This window comes from Kosakonia sp. R1.Fl, assembly GCF_023516815.1.
Lineage (GTDB): Bacteria > Pseudomonadota > Gammaproteobacteria > Enterobacterales > Enterobacteriaceae > Kosakonia.
In genome coordinates this window covers 61,186-82,831 of sequence record NZ_JAMGSQ010000002.1, presented here as the reverse complement: position 1 = coordinate 82,831, position 21,646 = coordinate 61,186, and the positions used below count along the sequence as shown (strand labels likewise).

The window sequence follows — 21,646 nt, the reverse complement described above, 5'->3', positions numbered from 1 at the left end:
CCAGGGCTATAGCCCTAATGTTATGCCACGGGTTTACCCGGTATAACATGCCCCAGTAATGCCTGCACGGGGGCAGTTTTAATGTCATTGTCAAACTGGCTGACGCTGTTCAGCCTGTCGATTTGTGCCTCTGTGAGATTCGCCCCTGAAAACCCCACATTACTGACGTACTGCGCCTGGGTCCGGGGGCCAATAATAGGGATACATTCCTGTGCAGCAACCCAGGCAATAGCTACCTGGTCCGGGCTTGCCCCGTTTTCAGTGGCTATAGCCAGAACCTCGTCAAGAATGGCGCTCCGCTGTTCGTTGTTTTCCGCCTGGAATACCTTTCCGCCCATCCCTTCTGCCCTGCCTTTTTCACCGGCGCGGTATTTGCCTGTGAGCATTCCACCGCCCAGCGGGGACCAGGTTATGGGTGTTATCTGCAGCGCCTGACAGGCTTTCAGCATGTCACGTTCGGGCTGACGTGAAACCAGACTGTACTGGAACTGAGAGGCGACAATCGGCACCGCGCGAGACAGCTCGGCAAGCGTTGCTGCGCGTGCCAGCCGCCAGGCCGAAAAATTGGACAAACCGGCGTAAAGAATTTTTCCGGCTCTGGACAGATCTTCAAGCCCCCGTACCAGTTCTTCTGACGGCGTAATATCGTCAGGATGATGAACCCAGTATAAATCGATACGATCGGTTTTAAGCCGCTTCAGACTCGACTCCACCGAAGACACCATCGCCCGGCGACTGTTGCCTGTAACCAGCCCGCCAGCTGCTTTAGATGCGCCGCTCGAATATTTTGTCGCAAGAAAGAAATTCTCTCTGCGTCCCTGAAGGAGGGCCCCCAGAAACTCTTCTGATTCACCGAACTGATACACATCAGCCGTATCTATAAAGTTACCGCCATCCTCTGCAAAAGCATCTAAAATCGCCCGACTTTCGTCTAACGATGCGCCGTATCCCCATCGCATGCCAAAATTTGCCGTTCCCAGGGCTACTGAAGAGACTCGAACGCCTGTATTGCCAAGGATCTGATATTTCACATTGTCCCCTCTTGCTTATGTTTATGATTTACCATGTCTTTGAAGGAGACCCGGATTAGCGGGTATATACCCATATATCATCTTATTCTTTTACGCTGACAACCTGCAATTCAGATTTGGTGAAAAATGTTCTGCAGCGCCATGACGTTGTCCGCGCCAAGACGTTCTTCAATGATGTGCTGGCAGCGCTGCCAGGACGGAAACGCGTCTCTGATAAGCGCTTCACCTTCAGGGGTGATAGAGACCTGCTGCTGCCTTTTGTCCATACCATCACGGTCAACCTGCAACCACCCCTGACGCGCCAGAACGGTGACGTTTCGTCCTACCGTAGAACGATCCAGCCCGGCGATATCACCGAGCCGGGTAAGGCTTACGGGATTATTGTTTATCACCAGCCTCATCAACGAATACTGAGCAATATTGATGCCATAGGCATCCAGCTCGGCATCGTAAATCGCGGTCATCTTACGTGTGAAATCACGCAGATTTTTACAGTAGCAGGGAGAACTCATATCCAGTGCCCATATCAAGATCAGATAACAAAAGGGATTTAAGAGCGTATACCCGCATTAGATCTGAGTCCAGAATGCGACACCGGAAAATAAACATTTGATGCAGTGACTCCCTGGCTGAACCCGAAGGTTTATTGACCTGCTGGAAAGCGTTGACGCTGATCGCAATATGTGGGTATATACACGTATATTGTTATACCCGTAGTCAGCGGACAGCGCTTTGTTCAGAGAGGAAACATGGTCATTAATTCATCAACCATAGCATCGAGTTCACCGTCACGTATTCACCCGGCTGGCCTGCTTTCAATCGGGCTGGGCAGCATCCTGAGCTCACTGGACTTATTTGTCGTCAATCTTGCCTTCCCGTCGATCAGCCGAAGTTTTCCCGAACACCCCGAGGCCACACTGTCACTGATTCTGACGATCTTCTCAGTCTGTTTTGCCTCCACTCTGGTGCTGAGCGGCCGTTTTGCTGACCGGTACGGCCGACGGACTATTTTCTCGGTAGGTCTGGCCCTGTTTGGTCTGTCGAGCCTGCTCTGCGGGCTGGCGCCCACGCTCTGGATACTCATCGCCGCGCGGGCAATACAGGGGGTTGCTGCGGCCATGCTCATCCCGACAAGCCTTGGGCTACTACTGGGTGCGTATCCTCAGGAGAAGCATAAGCAGATGATCGGGTTCTGGGCAGCCACCGGCTCGGTTGCGGCCGCGGCGGGCCCTGTCCTGGGTGGCTTTCTGGTTCAGGCGGACTGGCATCTGATTTTCTTCATCAACGTGCCCATCGTGATTGGGGCTCTCATCTGTACCCGATACCTGAAAGAAAGTGCACCGCATACCGGGCCTGCCCCCGATATTGCTGGAAGCGTACTCCTGACGTCAGGAATAGCTCTCCTCACCGCCACCATAGCTCATACTTCGGAATGGGCCACCCACAAAGCCGCTATTTTCGCGGGAAGTATGGGAGCCATCGTCGTTCTGACGGTATTTGTGTACCACTGCCTGAAATCCTCCCGTCCTCTTCTCGACCTGAGTCTGTTCCATTCCCGGGCTTTCACAACGGCAACAATAGGCATGGGATGTTTTTATATGAGTTTTGCCGTTATGTTACTTGGCGGCACGATGTTTCTGACCCAGGCATGGCACCTGACCGCCGCACAGGCAGGTCTTGCTTTTGCTGCGGGACCCGGCACCGCCGTTGTCGCCTCGCTGCTTATCGGGAGGGTAAAGGCCACTCCACAGAACCTTGCTGTCGCAGGCTCCGTACTGTACTTCCTGAGTGGACTCTGGTGGTTTTTAACGCTCAGCGACCATACCGATAATGCCTGGTTACTGAACTATTTGCCCGGACTGATTATGACCGGACTCGGTGCGGGTATCGCGCAGACGGGCTTTATGGCAGGTGCGGTTTCCGGGCTTCCGGACCATATGTATTCGACAGGAACAGGGCTGATCAACACCTCACGCCAGATTGGTGCGGCGATCGGCGTTGCGCTTTTTGTTGCTCTAAGCGGTAAAGCTGCTGCACCCGAATCCTTCCATGCAGCCTGGCTGCTGATGAGCCTGTGTGGCCTTATTGCGGCGCTGTCGGCGAATTACCTGCGCCGCAAAATTTCCCCGAAAAAGTAAATGCCTCAGCAACACGGGAGCAAGTCAATGTCCGCTCCTGGCAAACAGCGGACTTCCAGACAGCTGGTCATTAAAAGTGTCTACAAGGCCTAATTATGACGCCTACGCAATGACTGCAATAAACATCGTTATTCCAGCTTTTCAGGCAAATTCATTATTTTTATACAGCGCTTGTATCCGGCATACCTGCGAAGCACTGTAACCTGTTGCATCTGCGGTTTCGCGAATACTCAATTTCTTAACCTGCCGGTAATACAGTACTTTCTGGTGACGCTCACGATCAGCTTGCTTACCTTGGTATTTACCTAGTGTATGCGCTCGTTCAATCCCCTGTTTTTGCCGCTGGCGGCGACTCAGCCAGTCCTTATGTGACATTGCGGCCATCAAGTCGATTAGCATGTTATTTATGGCGGTTATTACTGCGCGGGTAATCGGGTCTGCCTGCGAAGGATCTCTATCTGACAGAGCCTGCCATGAGGTGGGCACATCAAGACTGACAATCCGCAGCTCGTGTTGTTCTATCTGCTTTTTCAGCGTCATCCAGTCGCTGTTACTCAGACGGGTCAGACGGTCTATCTGCTCGACCAGCAAAATATCATTGCAGTGACTATCCATCAGTAAACGTCCCAGTTCCGGGCGATCAAGTTTTGTCCCGCTGATGTTCTCCCTGTAGTAACTGGCTATTTTATGTCCCCGCTCCTCAACAAACTGCTCCAGCAGCTCTTTTGCCCGATCGGCAAACTGATCTTCTGTCGATGCCCTCAAATAAGCTCTGATGAACATTTTTTTACCACGCTGTCGCATTTAGGTTATTGCATTTAATCTATCGCATATAGGTTATGTCATTCATCGTGTGCCGTCACGTTTTAGTTATGGTGTCAGCATGTACCCTTATGCGATAACCATTTTTGTTAAAAATACCGCATCGAATAATTTATGAGGGAAACTATATGGCAAGGAGGCAGATTATTTCTCTGTCGGAAAGAGAATCATTACTGGCATTACCGGACGATGAGTTAACGCTGACCCGAATGGCCTATTTCAGTGAGCATGATCTGGCGCTTATCAGTGCTCACCGTAAACCCGCCAGCCGTTTTGGTTTTGCCGTCCTTCTTTGCTATCTGAAAAATGTCGGCTTTGCCCCGGATAAAAAAATCCCACCCTCTGATGCGCTGCTGAAGCATATCGCCAGCAGGCTAAAGCTTACCGGGGATCTCTGGCCTGCTTACCTTTCCGGCAGGGATACGACCCGGCGTGAGCATTTAACCGAACTGTACCGCTATCTTGGCGTAAAGGCGTTCACCGGCAAAATACAGCAGGACGGTATTACACACCTGCTGTCGATGGCGACGCGCACCGATAAAGGTATTCTCCTGGCCGAAGAGTTACTGGTCTGGCTCCGGCAGAACAAAGTGATAATCCCCGCGATTGATGTCGTGGAGCGTACCTGTGCGGAGGCCATGGCAGGCGGCGATAAAATCGTATTTCAGACCCTGAATGCCCCGTTAACTCCGGCTCACAGGGATGCCCTGGATCGTTTACTTGAGTCATCAGATAATCAGCCTTCCAGGCTGACATGGCTTCTGCAACCGCCGGGTAAAATCAATGGTAAGAACGTGCTGCAACATCTTGATCGGCTCAGTAGTATTGAATCGCTGGCATTACCTGAAGGTATAGATCGTACAATTCACCAGAACAGGTTGCTGAAACTGGCGCGGGAAGGCCGAAAGATGAGTAGCCGGGATTTGACCCGATTTACAGCAGCCCGCCGTCATGCGATCCTGGTGTGCGTGCTGGAAGAAGCCAGAGCCACACTGACAGACGAAGTGATTGAGCTGCATGAGCGAATGCTAAACAGCCTTTTTAGCAAAGCCAAAAGAACACAGGCTGAGCGCCTTCAGCAGACCGGAAAGCTGATCCAGTCCAAACTGAGGCAATACATCGATGTTGGTCAGGCGCTGTCTGACGCCCGCGACTCCGGTGGCGATCCATGGCTCGCAATAGAAAATATACTCCCGTGGCCTGAATTTGTCGCCAGTCTGGAGGAAACACGCCATCTCGCCAGAAAAAATAATTTTGACCCGCTGCATATTATTACTGAGAAATACAGCACATTACGGAAATATGCCCCGCGCATGTTGTCCGCTTTACAGTTAGTCGCAACCCCGGCAGCACAACCTCTGGCTGATGCGCTGGTTGTGATCAAGGATATGTACCGGAAGCAGTCACGTAAAGTTCCGGCGACTGCGCCGCTTGAGTTTGTCCCTGAAAGCTGGCGCAAGGTGGTGATTACACCTGCGGGTATTGACCGGCAGTATTATGAATTTTGTGCGCTCAGCGAGCTTAAGGGAGCGTTGCGTTCCGGGGACATCTGGGTTAAAGGCTCACGCCGTTACAAAAATTTTGATGATTACCTCATTCCCGAAAAGGACTTTGACAAACTCACACCGGCGCTGCCACTGCCCGTATCTGCTGATTATCATGAGTACATTGCCAGTCGTATGACTCTGCTTCAGTCCAGACTCGAAGAGGTCAATGCCATGGCTGCCCTTGATGAACTGCCCGATGTGGAAATATCCGACAAGGGCGTAAAAGTCTCTCCGCTGGATAACTGCGTTCCGGCACAGGTTTCACCGCTGGCAAAACTGGTTTACAGCATGCTACCGCGACCTAAAATCACGGAAATTCTCGACGAGGTAAACAGCTGGACGACGTTTACCCGTCATTTTTCACATATAAAAAATGACATTACCCGTCCCGATACCCGACTGCTCCTCACCACCATTCTTGCGGATGGCATCAATCTTGGCCTGACCAAAATGGCAGAAGCCTGCCCCGGGAGCACCAAATCATCACTCGAAGATATTCAGGCATGGTACATCCGAGACGAAACCTATTCAGCCGCTCTTGCTGAGCTGGTAAATACGCAGGGAAAAAGACCACTGGCGGCATTCTGGGGAGACGGAACAACGTCATCATCAGATGGACAGAATTTCAGAACAGGCAGCTCAGGCCGCTACGCAGGGCAGGTTAACCCGAAATATGGGCAAGAACCTGGACGTCAGTTTTATACCCATATTTCGGATCAATACAGCCCGTTTTACACCTGCATAATAAGTCGGGTCAGGGATTCAACCCATGTTCTCGATGGCTTGCTGTATCACGAAAGCGACCTGGAAATCAGGGAGCATTACACCGATACAGCTGGTTTCACCGATCATGTCTTTGCCCTGATGCATCTGCTAGGCTTTGCGTTCTGTCCACGAATCAGGGATCTCCACGACAAGAAGCTGTTTATCAAAGGGAAAACAGACCAATACCCGGCGCTTCAGTCACTGATATCAACAACCAGCCTGAATCTGAAAGAGATCGAAATTCACTGGCGTGAAGTGCTGCGCCTGGCAACCTCGATAAGGCAGGGAACCGTGACGGCATCTCTGATGCTGAAAAAGCTTGCCAGCTACCCCAAGCAAAACGGACTTGCCAAAGCACTGAGGGAAATTGGCCGTATTGAACGAACGCTGTTTATGCTCGACTGGTTCCGCGATCCGGCACTTCGTCGGCGGGTCCAGGCGGGACTGAATAAAGGAGAAGCCCGTAACGCGCTGGCGCGCGCGGTATTCCTGCACCGTCTGGGTGAAATCAGGGATCGTAAACCGGAAAATCAGAGCTACCGCGCCAGCGGACTGACGCTGCTGACGGCAGCTATCTCGCTGTGGAATACCGTCTATATGGAAAGAGCGGTCGATGCCCTGAAGCGTAAAGGGATGAAGATCAACGAGCAACTGCTATCGCATTTGTCCCCGCTAGGCTGGGAACACATCAATCTTACAGGCGATTATATCTGGAAAAGCAACCGGATACCGGCTTCAGGTAAGTTTCGTCGGCTGCGGCCAGCTAAAGTAGGAAGGTCAAAAAACGACCTTAACGTACAATAATTTTCGATATCCAAACTGACCCCAATTAACCTCCAACCCAATGATTAACACACCACGAAGTTCATAATGTTTTGAGAATGCCCGCATATCGCTCAAAGCTGCCTACCATTCCTGCTTCAGGAACGAACTTTGTCCGTTTTTCTGACAGACATCATGAAGACCAGCGCCGGAGCTGCCTGCAAGCTATATAAAAAGATTCATTAGTATGTTGTAACTATTAATTTCACACTATTGCTTCGTTTCATGTGATTGCTTTCGTTTACCGGAAAACAGACAGCAGAGGAAAAGCAGGTAACGTTGCCCATAAACCAATACCCAGCAGATGAAGGATGTAGGCTGGCGCAAACCAGCGTCCAATCTGCAGACGCTGGCCTGAAGCCGGAACCAGTCCGTGTACGCAGAACAGCACCGTCAGTGTCAGCATTACACCTGAGAGCATCATCACGTCCCCATGATGTACATTGAGCAAAGCAACAAACAGCAGCCAGATGGAAAACACGCTTGGCCGGAGTTTATCGCTGAACAGCCATAAAAATCGCGCACCGGCAAGCACCAGCAGACCGGCCACCCCGTAACTGCCAGAACTGAACGGCAGATAGACGACCAGGGCCACGAAGGCAGCAAAGCTATTGAGGATGCTCGCATTCTGCAGGAACCGAAATACCTGCATGGCAACAGCAAAAGCGAACAGAATATTCAGTTGCCACCACTGTCCTCCCGCGTCACTGAATGCCAGCCAGTATCCCGGCTGAGCCAGCAACGCCATCAGCCAAAGACGGTTAATACCTTGCTGTCGTATGCTTTTCTTCGCCACGTTACAACCACTCACCAGTGCGAAGAGCGGGAACGCACACCGACCAGCCATATTGAGCCAGGGCATATCTAACTGAAATGCGGTGCCGATGTGATCCCCTGACATGGCGACAAATGCGACTATCCGGATAACATCGCGTTGCAGAGCCGAGAGGTTAAGTACTGAATTGAGGGAGACTGGGAAAACAGGCGTTCGGGTTAGCATCACCTGTCCCCCTATCTAAGGCAGGGTGATACACGGTGATAACCGACAGACACGAACCTGGACAAGACAATACCGTAAATATCGACTGGAATGAGCATCTGTTTTTTTACCTGCATCAGTCACCGCCCAACGTTTTTTCCAGTTCAATGTCTTTTTCCGGTACATTCGCCACCGACTCATGCCCGGCACGCCGCATCAGTTCACTGATCTGTTGGCGTGAACCGCGCATATCAGCCAATACTTCGCGGATAACCTCATCCCGGGTACCCTGCTCTTCACTGTCTCGCAAACGGCGATCCCGCTCTGATTGCCGGAGCGGATCACTTTTACCCCCCGCACGGAAAGGCTCATCCAACGGCATGGCACTAAGGGCTACCGCCGTCAGTTCCTGGGCGGTTGTTCCCTGAGCGTCTTCCCGCTTCTGTAGCCCATCCGGAGGTATTGCTGAAGAATAGCCCTCTCTTGCCATAGCTTCTCTTTCCGCTTCTGCCAGGCTGCGGGCTATCAGCTCGACCTCTTCCGGCTCCGTGATACGCCCGCCGGTGAGCCGTATGGCATTGAGCAGTCGATCCTCACCATGCAACCTTATCACCACCCCGCTCTGCGGGTTCTCCTGTGCCAGCCGCAGCGCAATTTCCGCACTGTCAGCCACCAGCGTCTGTCCATTTCGGCTCGCCTGCAGACCGGCGAACTGAGCATCCTCGCCACCACGAAGCCGGGACTCATCGCTGAGCATCACGCGCATCCCGTCATCCTCAATGCGTATTTCGGACAGCAGCGCCCCGGCCTCTTTCCCGTGACGGGTCCATGCCGGAAGAGCCACATACGGCGTCGGGTATTTCCTGCCGGCAGGAATGAAGCGGGCCATCGTTTCGCCTTCCAGACCGATTTCCGCCAGTAACCTGCGCCCCAGCGCCGTTTTATCCAGTCGTGATGCCATGGCTAACAGACGGTTACCCGTGGCTGTATGCCGATCACTCTCCTGGCGCAGCAGGTCATGGGCAGTTTTTCCACGGTCAGATTGCAGAACCCGTTGTTGCCAGCGCGCCATATCGTCCGTAAACACCTGAATATGCTCCTTTGCACGTGACAGCGTCACGTAAAGAGATTCCAGGGAAGCCATCCTCCCCCTGCCGCCCTCTGAACCGGTCAGTGCGATGGCAAAACGTTCACTGGCTCCCTGCACACCATGCACCGTCAGTGCGTAGGCGAGGTCAATGTGACGATCTTCTGTTATGGTCAGCGGGCCGACGATTTTCTCCTGCTCTCCCTGCATGAACCGGATGGCACCATCGTCAGTGAATCCAGCCACCTCCCACAGGCTGTTGGCTACATATCCTCTGTCAGTGTCAGAGCGGGTAAAACGCACCCGATCGCCCTGACTCAGCGTCAGCTGGCGATGAGTGAAAAGGGAAATATCCTGTGCCGTGTTCTGCTGTGGGGAAATCAGAACCGATTCTCCCTCGTCGTTATGCAACGTAACCACACCGCTCTGTGAATTCGCCTCCGCCACTGTCCAGTAACGTTCGTTCATCATCGCCACGACACCGATATACTCCGCAAAAGTTTCTACCGCACGCAGGGCGTTATCAGGAACCCGCAGCGGCTCCAGCACGGTAAACGTCCGTTCTTCTGCGCCGGTATCACCTTTCTCATGCCGGGCAGCATGTATGGCGTTATTGATGGCATGACGGTCAACGTTGAGGTCAGCCACAATCAGCGTCTGTTGCTGAGCCTCAGGGGTACGTCCCATCCAGTCATCCCGGATAGCGTCGATGATACTGGCTGGCACCAGTGACAATGGTTCCTGAGACATTACCTGCTGTCCGGCGGCCTGTTCGCTGGCATCGTGAATGTCCTGTTCCAGTTTTTTCTCCGGCGCTCGAATTTCCATCACTGATTTGTCGGGCACCCATGCCCCTGCCTGCCGCGGTACCTGCTGGGGAGTGACGTCATCCACCTGACGCAGTGACGTAGCCACATGCCCGGCGATAATGCTTTCAATCGCCGGGCGCAGTTCCGGTGTCTGGCGGACAATCTCGCGCATCACCACCGTATCGATGGCGCTGCGCTGCTGTACCAGGCGAAACGGCTGACCGGTTGAGATAGCCTGTAGCTGTGCGGTATCACCACTGGATACCATGCGCCCGCCACCGGCGGCGACCAACTGGTAAAGCTCTGCCATATCGCGGTTGCCCACCATTGAGCTCTCATCCGTCAGAAACAGTACGTTGCGAAAATCCGGCGTTTCGCCGCCCTGCATGGCCTGACGGGTTTCGCTCAGGAAACTGGCAAGCGTACGGGCATCCACCCCGGCTTGACGCATCTCGTGCACGGCGCGGTGCGTCGGCCCCAGGCCGATAACCTGTGGCCGGACGGACGCTGACAGGGTGTTCAGGGCATTCATTACTGCCCGGAACTGCGTGGTTTTCCCCACCCCGGCATACCCCTGAATGGCCATAAAGCGGTCAGTATTCTCCAGCACAGTCCGGGTAGCTTCCCGCTGGCCTCCTGTCAGTCCCGCCAGTACTGATGCGGGTGTCAGAGCCAGTAGCGGCGTCACGGCATCCTTGCCTTCCGCGATATGACGGATAATGGACTTTTCCATCTCCCAGGCCACTCGTGGGATCACCACGCGGTTTCCCGCCCCGACAACCGAATCCAGCGGGATCAGCTCTCCATTCTTTATCTGCCGGTCGATTTCAGTCCGCACAGCAGTTAACGGCTGGCCTGATTTTACGGCTTCTGAGAGCAGCGTAATTTCACTGAGATGAACCTGCCCCTGCTGCGCACGCGGGATGGCCAGACTCACCGCGTGCTCTGCATCTGACATCAGACGATCACGGCTGGCCTGTATAGCCTTATCGAGATGACTCTCGCCCGTCAACTGACGAACCCGATCACTGACAAGACGCCCAGTGGACACACGTTCCAATTTACGAGCAGCCCGTCCGCTCTCCAGCGATGTGTAAATCCGGATGTCACTGCCACTTTGCGCAAGGGCATTCAGGGTCTGTTTATTCAGCCCACGCGGCCCAACTGCGGCCAGTACGGTGCGGGAAGCACTGGTACCGCTCCCGGTACTTTCCACATAGTCGTGTGCGAGTTTTACGGCCCGCTCAATGGGCAAACGCAGCTCACGATCACCGCTGCGTAGCCGTATCGCGCCCGCTTCCAGACCGGTCACCGTCATTTGATCTTTTGCCCGGATGGCGCCCTTCAGTTCGCGCCCCAGCGCCCTGACGCGATCCCCCTCGGAAAGATTCAGCGTCCTGCTGCAGTACAGGCTCCAGTTGCCGTCAACCCGGGTGATCTTCAGGGTCAGACGGCTACCCTTTTCCCCCTGCAGTACCAGGCTATTCGTCGCCTCTGCCACCCGGTCGATGGTGTAGCGGGTCATACTTTTCTTTTCAGTGTCCCACTGTTCCATCACCATCCCGGCCCGGTAGGTATCACGCTGATGACGGGTTTTGCTGTCTATCCACACCGGCTCCAGTACCCGGAGCGTCATCTGCTCGCGACCCAGCTCACCGGCTTCACGCCGGGTATTGCGGATTACCTCCGTCAGTTGCTGCTGTTCTCGTGTGCCGGTTACCTGCGCCACCACATCCCGCCCTTCTGCCGACAGGCGAACATAGTCCTGCGCAAGCTGACTGTAGCGGCGCCGCTTGTCCGCTTCACTGACCAGGCGAACCTCCGGCAACGGGGTGGCATAAAACCGGTACTGCGGGAGAGCGGCATCTTTGAGAACTGACAGTGCATTACCTGTTCCCTGCCGGTTCTCCGTGTCCATAAAAATCAGTTGCGCACCGGCACTGAGTGCCTTTTCCTGCAGCAGTAGCGTCTCCTTCAGCGACAGACGCTCTGCCCGATCAACAATAACTGTGCTCTGTACCGGTAATACCGTCTCCGCGTTCATTTGCGAGCGCAGCATCACGTTGCCTGCCAGGTCCGGGCTTGCCGACAGGAACTGAGCACTACGACCGTCAGCAGCAATGACTGACACCTGCCGGCCCTGTGCTCGTGCCATCATCGCCACGTCTTCCATACGCGCACGCAAAACCTGTGCGCCTGCGCGGCCGCTGAGTATGGCCAGCGGACTTTTATCCTGCGTCAGTACAGATACTGCATCACCTGCTGGCACAGGGCGCTGTTCCGCCCGTTCCGGGAACACCAGCACGGTCTGCTCCCGAAGCGCTGTGCGCGCTAACTGATGAACACTGAGCTCATTAAGCAGATGAATATCGGAAGTAAAAATGCCCTTTTCCCGATCAAGCGGGATAAGGCGTTGCTCATTGATCGCGGCATCGATCCCAGCCCGTGCCAGTTCAAACAGCCCCGCCCCTGAAGGCAGGCGATTGACCGTGCCAGCCAGCATCTCCGACCAGGTGAACTGAACCTTTTTATCGGACAAGGCTGATATCGTGTCGCCGACAGCTTTTCGCACCTCTGATGCAGATATCGCTGCGAAAGATGCGCCACCAGGCTGGTCTGGCGCATGATGACCTTCGATTCCACCAACAACGGGACCAGGAGACACGGCACGCGCCTGCGCCTGAATGATGTAGTTATCGATATCGAACTTTTCATCAGTTAGCCGCCGACGCCAGTTCGCTTTCAAGAATTCCGGATCAACCCAGGCTTTCGCCTGACGAGTATCAAGCGCCGCGACATCGCGGGATTTTTTTGATGCATCCGGCCCTGCCGCGTCGCTGATAGTCTGGCTGCGGGTCGAAAACGGCGCGACGGGAACATCCTTCAGCTCCCAGAGACCATTCTTACCGGCAGCCACCGTTTCGTAACCGAGCTTTTCCGCCTCCTGTCTGAACGGCTGTAACACAAGGTTTCCGATCGCCACCTGCAGCGCATACAGATTCTCGCCAAACCCTGTTTTCATGCGCGTATCGCTGGCCAGCGCCCGCCATTTATCTTGCGCAAAGGTGGCATTAAACACTAAGGCATGCGTGTGGATCTGCGGATCTAATGCGCGGGATGTGTCATGGTTGTACAGTGCGGCCACCATATTTCCGGTCAGCACGGTGTTCGTATTTCCATCTTTCGTAATCCGCGCGCTGATAAGCTTCTCAACCTCCTGCATACCCTGTTCCACACAGTGATTCCACGCCTCAAGCAAACGGGTATCCCCGCCAATAAGGATCATCATCGACACACTTTTGGGAGCAGAAAACGTCAGGTCGTAGCCGCTGCGGTGTTTATTCACGCCGTTGACCATTCTGGCGAGATCGGTGCCGTCAGGGAGTCTACCCTGACGGACCGCATCCATATCGACGTTAGCCACTTCGCCTTTCAGACCTAGTTTCGCCGCACCTTCACCCAGCCAGCGGGACGCCAGCGACCCGCTGGCATAATAGTTGTCTTCGTGGCTGTAATAGGCAGAATCGCCTTTAATGGAGGATATCGACAGCATCACCACACCTCCCTGTCGTCAGCATGTTCTCTGCCTGTTACATGATTGATATTGACCTCTTCCCGACGGATTTTGTCGCGGGTCTGATGCGAGTCCTGCATCCAGGCTTCATAAGCAACAACATCCACTATTTCACCATCAGGGTTGAGTCCGGGTGGCAGATCCTGCCCGATATCCCGTTCCGTCCCACCACTTGCTCCGCTTGTCGCTGTAGTGTCTGCTCCCTCTGATCGGGAGTCAGAATCGGCAGTCGCAGGATGCGACACAGTCTCCTTTCTGGCCGGTACTGGTGGTAGTTTGGCAGGGTTTCCTTTCGGGTTAAGCACGCTCCCGGGAAGGGCATGCGTTAACTGAGGTTCCTCTTCGAATAATCCAGCGTACCTGCGACGTTCTTCTTCGCTGCGACGGGTGATCTCCTGTTCAATATTCTGGTCAAGCGTGGTCTGTACTTCACGCAGCAACAGAGCCTCAGCCACTTTGGGCATCGCCTCATATTTCATGGAGAGTTCAACGACCGGATAGTCCCCGGGAAAGGTGACATAACACTGAAGATCGTTGAGGCACTGGATGTCGGAATAGGTGACGACCGTGACACGCTCTTCCTCCTTACCAAAGGAGATCCCGTCACGTACCTGTTCATGGCCAAAGCTGGTCTGTTCGCTGAACTTCAGACGGCGGGTTTCGCCGATATCCTGCGCAACAAATTTCGCTATTTCAGCGCTCGGGGAACGAAAGAAAAACTTCGTGTTCAGCAGGTCAAAAAGGCCAGCCGCTGATTTAGAACCATAAATTTCTTCCAGCTGGGCGATGTTCTGGAATCCCAGCACAAAGCACCCGCCAAATTTACGGGCTTCTGAGATAATCCGGGGCAGTGAGGACAATTTATGCAGAGAGGCCAGTTCATCATAAAAAAACCAGACCCGTCGGTGGCGATGAGGCCCCATCGCCAGCAAGCTGGTAGCAGCAATACTGAGCCACAGGGAAATCAGGGGCTTGAGAGACTCATGGTTTTGCTCATCCGAGGTAATAAAAAGCCAGCCATTCTTCGATTTATCGGCCTGCCCTTTCATCCATTCCCGGATGGTAAATTTCTCTCGCCCCGGACGGTCGATGCCCTGCAGATAACGCATCGCTTTAACATAGTTTGTCAGTACGCTTCGGATAGAGATAGCCGTCTTCTCTATCTTGCCATCAACCAGCGTCGATGCGGGCGTACCGGCAAGGAAAGCACGGAGCTGATCCAGTTCAATGGCCAGAAGTGTGCGCAGGAATTTGTTGTAACTGCGATCATCATCCTTACGCATTCGCTCGGCACCCTCCGCAAAAATGGTGCGCGCGCTGCCCTGCCAGAAGGGATCTTCCCCACTACTGGCCGGGATCAACGTCGTACTGGCATTCTCCAGTTCGGCGATAGAACGACACTCTTCCCATAAATCCCAGTTGGGACACCGGGCATCCAGCGCGTTGAGGATTTGATCGCGGGATCCATCGTAGAAATCCTCGACGAAGGTACACCCCTTATCGTAGATAATGACCAGATCACCCCTGTCACGTAGCTGCTTCATCATTTTACGCATCAGGGTGGATTTACCGGTTGATACAGTCCCGTGCATGGCGAAGTTCTGGATCTCAGCGTCACGCTTTAGCGGCAGGTCATCGATTCGGATATCGGATCCCTCACCGCGCTTTCTCATCAGGCGTGCCACATCTTTTGGCGCATCACTGAGGACGCGGCCCCCGATGATTTCATCTTCACTTTGCTTACGACCAGTACACCCCAGATACCAGTACACGGCGAGCGTGGCCAGAAAAGCCACCAGCAGCGCGGCGCAACCGGCAATAACCAGTTCCTGCCTGAGCAACTGACCACAATACGTGGTGTACTTGTCATGCAGTACCTGGCGGGCGCTGTAGTGCAGGGTATGATCATAATAACGAATGGTGTAGACCGGCTGGCTGACCATCTTTTCTGTAAAGGGAGACATCACCCGGACAAACCAGTAGATAATGCCGTTGGTCAGATTCTGAATACTCATCCGTATCAGCAGGACGGCAATACCCACTAACACCGTTCCCGTGAGGACATAATAAGCAATCAGGTTATTTATCTGCAGGAACATTTTCAGGCGCATAAACGCGACCTGTCCGCCCTGCGTTAAGTCGCGAGGAGTCAGGCTCATGGTGGTATTCCAAAGGATAAGAAATCAGTTTTGAAGGCGGATGTATTTAAATTACTGTTAAAGGAATAACTAATTGAATAACAGAAATTTATTTAGCAATTTAATACACGCAGAATATAATTGTGGATATAAAAGCTACACAGAGTTGTTTATAAAAACAGAATCAAGCGAAGCCCCAATTTACATACGGGCAAAAACATCCCAGCGTGACCTGATAGATTTGCAGGCACACCTTGTATCAACATCACGTACCGACGTTGTCCCTGAAGCTGCATGTCGTGAGGCTCGGGACATCCTGCTTGATCAGCGTTTATTCATACTGGACGATAAGCAATATGATGCGTTCCTTGCTGAACTGGATGCGCCCATCCCCCCCGAACGACAGGCCCGGCTCAACGATTTGATGAGTCGTAAATCACCATGGGAATAAGCGCCCCGGAACCCTTAAATCCCGGGCACAATATGGCTTATTTTGGTGATGCAGAGAGCAGTTCCTGTACTTTTGACAGACTGTGAACCACCGCAGGTGTCATGTATCTGGATAAGGAGCCCTGTAAACAAAGAACGCTTATCAGGTACGTCCCAAACCATGAGAACCCCAGACCCGCAACAAAACGCTCACCAGCCCACAGTAAAATTAAACCAACGATGGCGTTTGTACACAGGAGGAAAACACTATAGAAGTGGATCTTTTTCTCAACCAGGCCGATTAAAATCGACTGCTTACCTATTTCATCGCCTAATGCAATCCTTATGCAGACAGGATTATAGGATGACATGAGAAAGGCAAGGGTGAAAAAGAGATTTGATCCCAGAGCCAGTGCCAGGGTATAAAAAAATGGATACTCACCTTGTTCATGATTAAATACGCCATCAGCAACAATAAACATTATCTGAATGGCATAGACAATCATTAACCTGCTGAAAATAATCTTCAGAATTTGGTGATTCGATGGAATTTCATAATCTCTGTTTTCAAACTCAGCAAGAATATAATCCGCATCCTTTTCCAGTTCTGACCGTTTCACGTTTTTCCCTCTCACTTTTTATTTAATCCCTTCTGAACCTCATCCTTGATCCGGTTCAAATTTTCCCTTCCTCGATGATTATCTCCCGTTTTATCAATTTGACTTTTTTCTCCCTCGCTTCTGGCATCATAAAATTGTTTATTACCCTGCTCGTGTTCTTTTTGCAAACGATGGTAATCCGTCTTCAAGGAATGACCCGATAAACTCACCGATTCTTTATCGTTATCAACCTGAGATCCAGCCCGGCTGCGGCGATGTTGTACATCTGCGCCAACCTCGCCACCGTGTTTCACACCATTCTCACTGGCCAGTGATCCCATGCGGCTCTGCTGTTGGCGGTATTCACTTTGCAGATCGGGATGCCCTGATGATGCGCCCACATGCCCCATTCCCTCACCGGTATGACCTTTGTTATGTTCAAACTCCCGCAGCACTTGAGGTTTCATGCGATCTTCCACAAATTCCTGTAGCAGTTTGTCACGTTCTGCACGCACTTCAGGGCTGGCGGCGTTGGATAATATTTCATCAGCTTCAGCCGGGCGCTTATCGGCGACATAGCCAACAAACTCCTGAGCGTAGTTCTGATTAATGTTCGCACTGTTATTCTCTGCATAGCTGGCCAGCTGTGAATATTCATGGCTGCGGGTCACTGCATCATTCAACTGCGATGCCTGACTTTTCAGATGCGAGAACGTGGTAGAGAGTTGGTCGGTAAGGGACGATGAGGCATTGTCAGTGTGACTGCCGCTGTCTGTCACCCGGGTGGAGGTCACCACGTCCATAGCGTCGCGAAAATCCTTCAGCTCCTGCGCACTGAATCCTCTGCTGGTTGCGCCCTGGTGGATCCTGTCGGTACTGGTACCCTGCGACGAGCCACTTCTGCTTGCGTATTCAGCCTTCAGGTGTCCCTCCAGCGAGCCCTTCACGCCTGTTGCAAGTCCGGCAACTTTACCCAGAAGCAGTCTGTCAGTATCAAACGATATCTGCGCACTTCCGCCCGCGCCTGCACTCAGCTCCTGACTGGTGGTTGCCGCTGCGCGTATCCCTTCGGCCAGAGAAGTATTTTCATCCCGGGCGTATCGGGAGCCAACAGACTTAATGGTGTTCAGGGCGCGGGTGAGATTGCTGTTAACAGACAAGTCGGTACCCGAAACCGTGGTATCACTGTTTCCACGCTGCTGACTCCACTGGTTTAGCTGTGATGTCGCCAGACTGGAGGTCTGAGAAAGGCTGTCGCTCAGACTTTGTGCCTCGTTAAAAGCATCGCGCTGCTGTTTCTGCCAGCTACTCGTCGCCGTCTTACCCAGCATGACCTCCACCGGCAATTTTGAGGTGGACTCAGCATTATTGAACACCTGCTGCCCTGACGACGTCAGTGTTTTTGTCGCCCCGCTCGCCAGCTGGCTGGTCATATGCCCTTCACGATGGCTGTAGTTGGTGTCCCACTTGTTTCCCTGCACGTTGCCGGTGGTCATATTATTAAACTGCCAGTTACCGTCCGCCGCCTGCGATGATGACTGCGTGGAAACGGATTGCAGCGTCTGGCCGAGATAGTTCCCGGCCTGCGACACCACTTGCCCCAGGCCTTTCACCATACCCCACGCGACAAAGGGTATGGAGAGCGCCAGCCAGCCTGCAGTGGTACCGATATCCGAGTAGGTGTTCTGCACCTGGTCAAACGTAGCCAGCGTCACCGCAGTACCGTTGAGTTTCCCCTGCAGGTAAAAATTCATCGCATGATTCAGAATGGAGAAGAGCACTGGCCACATTTGCAGATAGGCGATGGTGTAGATATAGCCTTTGATAATGGCCCAGGACAGGGAACTGACCACAGCCAGAACAATCAGTACCGGGAACAGCGCCATTGTCATGCCCAGCAGTACGCTGTGCATCACCGGCAGCGTATTAGCGGCGATGGATGCGCTGGTTGCCTGGGACAGACGCATTTTTGCCATTGAGGTCTGCGTGGCAGTATTGACCAGCCCGGCGGTATCGCCATTCTGGGCAGAAAAACTCTCCAGACCACTTCGCAGGCCATTCATCACCACGTTCTTACGAATGATGTCGGTGGATGTCATGGAATTGCCGTGGAAATAGTTATAGCTGTCACCAAGCATTTCCGTGAACAGTGCCGTACTGGCACCGTTCGATGGGCCAAAAACCTGATTCGTGAAACCGTGCATCCGGTTAAGCACCTGCTGAAGAAACGGGAACACGTTCCGTCCACTGATATCACCCGAGTCAGTGTTAATTTTTGTTGCGGCCTGTTCGCAGGTCAGAAAGACGCGGTTTTTATCATACAGACCACGCAGCGGGCTGGGGTTACTGAAAATCAGGGCATACGGATCGGTGGTATTCATCAGGTCACCAATGCTGTATTTATTATTCAGCATAATGTCACCCACCACGCAGTTATGAACGTAATCAGCAAACAATCGCTGGATCTCAGGCTCTGAGAACCGAAAATCACTGCTCCCCGCCGCCAGTTGCGCCCCGAACAGCATCCCGGTTTTGCTGTAGGTAAGTGCATCAGGGCGGGCAAAAATCGTGTCGTACACCTGTGCCAAACCGGCACCAATGCGGGTGATCAGGCTGGCCGGGGCAGCGAGGCCGCCAGGGACATTGTCCACCTGATAGATAGCCGCAGGTTCAGACAGGTCAATAATTTGCACATTCCGCTTATCACCAACCAGAACGGCAACGACCAGAACGTAAAATCCTGCCCATTTAATCAAATCCATCAGGTTCCGGGTGCGGATATACGTCGCAGCGCCGACACACACCGACACGGCGGTGGCCATGGCAATCAGCATATCCCCGGATCGACTGCTAAAAAATACCGCCACGCCATTCAGCGTATCCTGAAACCACGCCCCGCCTGCAACCGTATAAATCGTATCAACGGCCATTTCAGTTCACCCGACTGAACTGGTAATTACCCAGTACGCGATCGCTCATCCTTGAGGAAACCTGCTGACGGATAAAGCGGATTTGCTGTTGCGCAGAGATCAGCGCTTCTTCCTTAATCTGCACCTCCATGCGCAGCGAATTAAGCGCCTGACGCGCATCGGCCAGACCGTTTTTCAGTTGCTTCATGCTGGCTCCCGGATAATCTTTGGTTGCCAGCGAACCATTAACCACCTTCATTACGGCTTCCAGATACTGCAGGTAGATATCGACCGCGATGTAATCCGTCATCTGGGCAAACAGGGACCGGGAGACACTCAGTGACGACTGATCAACAATCCAGGCGAAAATGGGGATAGAAGTACTGTTGATGAACTGCTTCTCTTTTTCCGTCAGCGGCGTGTCGGTGATGGCTTTGTTCTCGATACTGGTCAGCATGTCCTGCACCATCTTAATGAGGGATTTATCTGCTGAAACAGTGACATTATTCAGGGTTGGCGCCAGGCATTTATTCTGGTTATCGCAGACGTACACCTTCGCACTGCCGCCACTCATCATCGCCGTCAATAAACTGCGATCCGACGCCATTGAGGACAATATCCTCACTTCTCCTGAACTACCGAAAATCACCGAACCACTGAGGCTCATGGCAAACTGACGCAGTTCTGCATTGCTACTGAGCACGCTATTACCAAGCGCATCCCACATCAGGTTGATATTTGTCAGAACCTGATCCTTTTCCGCCCCCGTGGCTTTATCCGTGACAGCGCCGTATTTCCCGCCGGAGGTACAGCCCTGACGGGACGCGACCCAGTCAGCAAAAACACTTTTCTGCACCCCAACAGACTGGCATACATTCTGTTGACTCTCTCCCCACCGCGACGCCACGCTGTCGACCATCGCCTTTGCCGCCTGACAACTGGACATACTGAAACGGTTAATATCTGCCGCCATCTTCTGCAGAAAATCCTTCGCAGCTTTCAGTTCCGGCACGGTAGTTTCCAGCGCGAGATCGAAAAAGTAGCCCGTCGAATTAGCCATCGTCTGTTTCACAAAAGCGATGATCTGGTCAGAGTTAATAAAGGAGAACCCGCCCAGATAGACATCGATGCCACCACACCCGGCGTTGATAGAGGGAAGACTGATAGAAACCAGCTGAATATTCTTGTTACCGGTGCGGGCGTAGAACGATCCCCCGGACACATAGCGAGCGGCTTGCCCCTGCCAGACTTTTGCCGTTGTGGTGTTGCTGGCATAGCTCATATCATTAAAAAAATTGTTCATATCGTCCTGCAGTCCGGCATACGCAGTCCCTGCACTGTACAGGCTCAGCACGAACGCCAGGCAAAGCGGTTCCAGTCGCATCAGCGTTGTCCCTGAAAATGAGCCAGACGTTTTTTTCCTGGCTGCCGATCCTGCGCCATGCGCAGGACATCATCGAGCCGGTTGCGAAACTCACCGGATCCTGCCGCCCCCTGCAGCAGCGGCCAGGTTTCCATCGTGTTGACGTTGGTCAGAAAGGTGGTCGGGGTGGCCACAGGCAACCCACTCTGGAAGTACTCCACCATCACATCAGGGGTGGCCGGGAGCACATCGGGGAACTCAGCATCGCCCTTCCCGTCCAGGCTGACGGGAAAGACATCAAGACCGGTCTGCTGAGAAAAGGTTTTCAGTACCGGAGCGAACTGGCGGCAATACTGACAGGTCGACTGCATAAACAGCACCACCTTCCAGTCCCGCAGATTGACTTTTCTGCCATCACTCAGTGTGTACCACACAGGCGTCGCCCCCTGAGCAGTTCGGTCGGTGGTTGCTCCTGGCAGAGTGGTAGGATCCATTGCAGGGGCAATATGCCCCGTTTTTCTGGCTTCGAGAGCACGAATATCATCCAGAGTTCCGGCCTGCAGACAGGCGGACAACATCGCCACCCTCAGCATGGCGATCTGCAATACAGTCATACGCATGGAATACCTCAAAA

12 protein-coding genes and 1 pseudogene are annotated in these 21,646 nt (G+C 53.2%); 3 read left to right on the top strand and 10 right to left on the bottom strand.

The features are described from left to right. Positions 1 to 20: 20 nt before the first annotated feature. Positions 21 to 1,031 carry an aldo/keto reductase gene (locus M8Q36_RS24845; protein ID WP_024906928.1) on the bottom strand — a complete coding sequence of 337 codons (1,011 nt, stop codon included), beginning with the start codon at positions 1,029 to 1,031 and terminating at the stop codon, positions 21 to 23. Between the two features lie 110 nt (positions 1,032 to 1,141). Next, positions 1,142 to 1,543 carry a MarR family winged helix-turn-helix transcriptional regulator gene (locus M8Q36_RS24840; RefSeq protein ID WP_024906927.1) on the bottom strand — a complete coding sequence of 134 codons (402 nt, stop codon included), beginning with the start codon at positions 1,541 to 1,543 and terminating at the stop codon, positions 1,142 to 1,144. Positions 1,544 to 1,780: 237 nt separating this feature from the next. Here M8Q36_RS24840 and M8Q36_RS24835 point away from each other — a divergent pair, with 237 nt between their 5' ends. Next, positions 1,781 to 3,169 (top strand): MFS transporter, encoded by a 1,389-nt coding sequence (locus M8Q36_RS24835; RefSeq protein ID WP_249882916.1) that lies wholly within the window; start codon positions 1,781 to 1,783, stop codon positions 3,167 to 3,169. Positions 3,170 to 3,310: 141 nt separating this feature from the next. On the opposite strand, the gene M8Q36_RS24830 is transcribed toward M8Q36_RS24835, so the two are convergent. Further along, a complete protein-coding gene (locus M8Q36_RS24830; RefSeq protein WP_249882915.1) occupies positions 3,311 to 3,952 on the bottom strand; it encodes a recombinase family protein in 642 nt (213 codons plus the stop codon). Between the two features lie 167 nt (positions 3,953 to 4,119). On the opposite strand from M8Q36_RS24830, the pseudogene M8Q36_RS24825 reads away from it, so the two are divergent. Beyond that, a pseudogene (locus tag M8Q36_RS24825) lies at positions 4,120 to 7,097 on the top strand (Tn3 family transposase). 269 nt (positions 7,098 to 7,366) lie between these two features. Here the strand turns inward: M8Q36_RS24825 and traX are convergent. The 3 genes from traX to traD all read right to left on the bottom strand — a co-directional run bounded on the left by traX (position 7,367) and on the right by traD (position 15,733). Further along, positions 7,367 to 8,125, bottom strand: a complete 759-nt coding sequence (traX, locus tag M8Q36_RS24820) for a type-F conjugative transfer system pilin acetylase TraX (RefSeq protein ID WP_249882913.1) — start codon at positions 8,123 to 8,125, stop codon at positions 7,367 to 7,369. Between the two features lie 115 nt (positions 8,126 to 8,240). Beyond that, positions 8,241 to 13,553 (bottom strand): conjugative transfer relaxase/helicase TraI, encoded by a 5,313-nt coding sequence (traI, locus tag M8Q36_RS24815; RefSeq protein ID WP_249882912.1) that lies wholly within the window; start codon positions 13,551 to 13,553, stop codon positions 8,241 to 8,243. Further along, positions 13,553 to 15,733 (bottom strand): type IV conjugative transfer system coupling protein TraD, encoded by a 2,181-nt coding sequence (gene traD, locus M8Q36_RS24810; protein WP_249882911.1) that lies wholly within the window; start codon positions 15,731 to 15,733, stop codon positions 13,553 to 13,555. Before traD ends, traI begins: the two co-directional genes overlap by 1 nt. A gap of 151 nt (positions 15,734 to 15,884) precedes the next feature. Here traD and M8Q36_RS24805 point away from each other — a divergent pair, with 151 nt between their 5' ends. Further along, on the top strand, positions 15,885 to 16,163 hold the full coding sequence (locus tag M8Q36_RS24805) for a type II toxin-antitoxin system TacA family antitoxin (RefSeq protein WP_249883009.1): 279 nt from the start codon (positions 15,885 to 15,887) through the stop codon (positions 16,161 to 16,163). Between the two features lie 37 nt (positions 16,164 to 16,200). Here the strand turns inward: M8Q36_RS24805 and M8Q36_RS24800 are convergent, their stop codons facing one another. The 4 genes from M8Q36_RS24800 to trbB are packed head-to-tail and all read right to left on the bottom strand — an operon-like array spanning position 16,201 to position 21,632. After that, complete coding sequence (locus M8Q36_RS24800; protein ID WP_249882910.1) at positions 16,201 to 16,761, bottom strand: protein traS; 561 nt, start codon at positions 16,759 to 16,761, stop codon at positions 16,201 to 16,203. 11 nt (positions 16,762 to 16,772) lie between these two features. Continuing rightward, positions 16,773 to 19,670 (bottom strand): conjugal transfer mating-pair stabilization protein TraG, encoded by a 2,898-nt coding sequence (gene traG / locus M8Q36_RS24795; RefSeq protein WP_249882909.1) that lies wholly within the window; start codon positions 19,668 to 19,670, stop codon positions 16,773 to 16,775. Between the two features lies 1 nt (position 19,671). Next, positions 19,672 to 21,033 carry a conjugal transfer pilus assembly protein TraH gene (traH, locus tag M8Q36_RS24790; protein WP_249882908.1) on the bottom strand — a complete coding sequence of 454 codons (1,362 nt, stop codon included), beginning with the start codon at positions 21,031 to 21,033 and terminating at the stop codon, positions 19,672 to 19,674. Continuing rightward, positions 21,033 to 21,632 (bottom strand): type-F conjugative transfer system pilin assembly thiol-disulfide isomerase TrbB, encoded by a 600-nt coding sequence (gene trbB / locus M8Q36_RS24785; RefSeq protein WP_249882907.1) that lies wholly within the window; start codon positions 21,630 to 21,632, stop codon positions 21,033 to 21,035. Before trbB ends, traH begins: the two co-directional genes overlap by 1 nt. Positions 21,633 to 21,646: the final 14 nt, after the last annotated feature.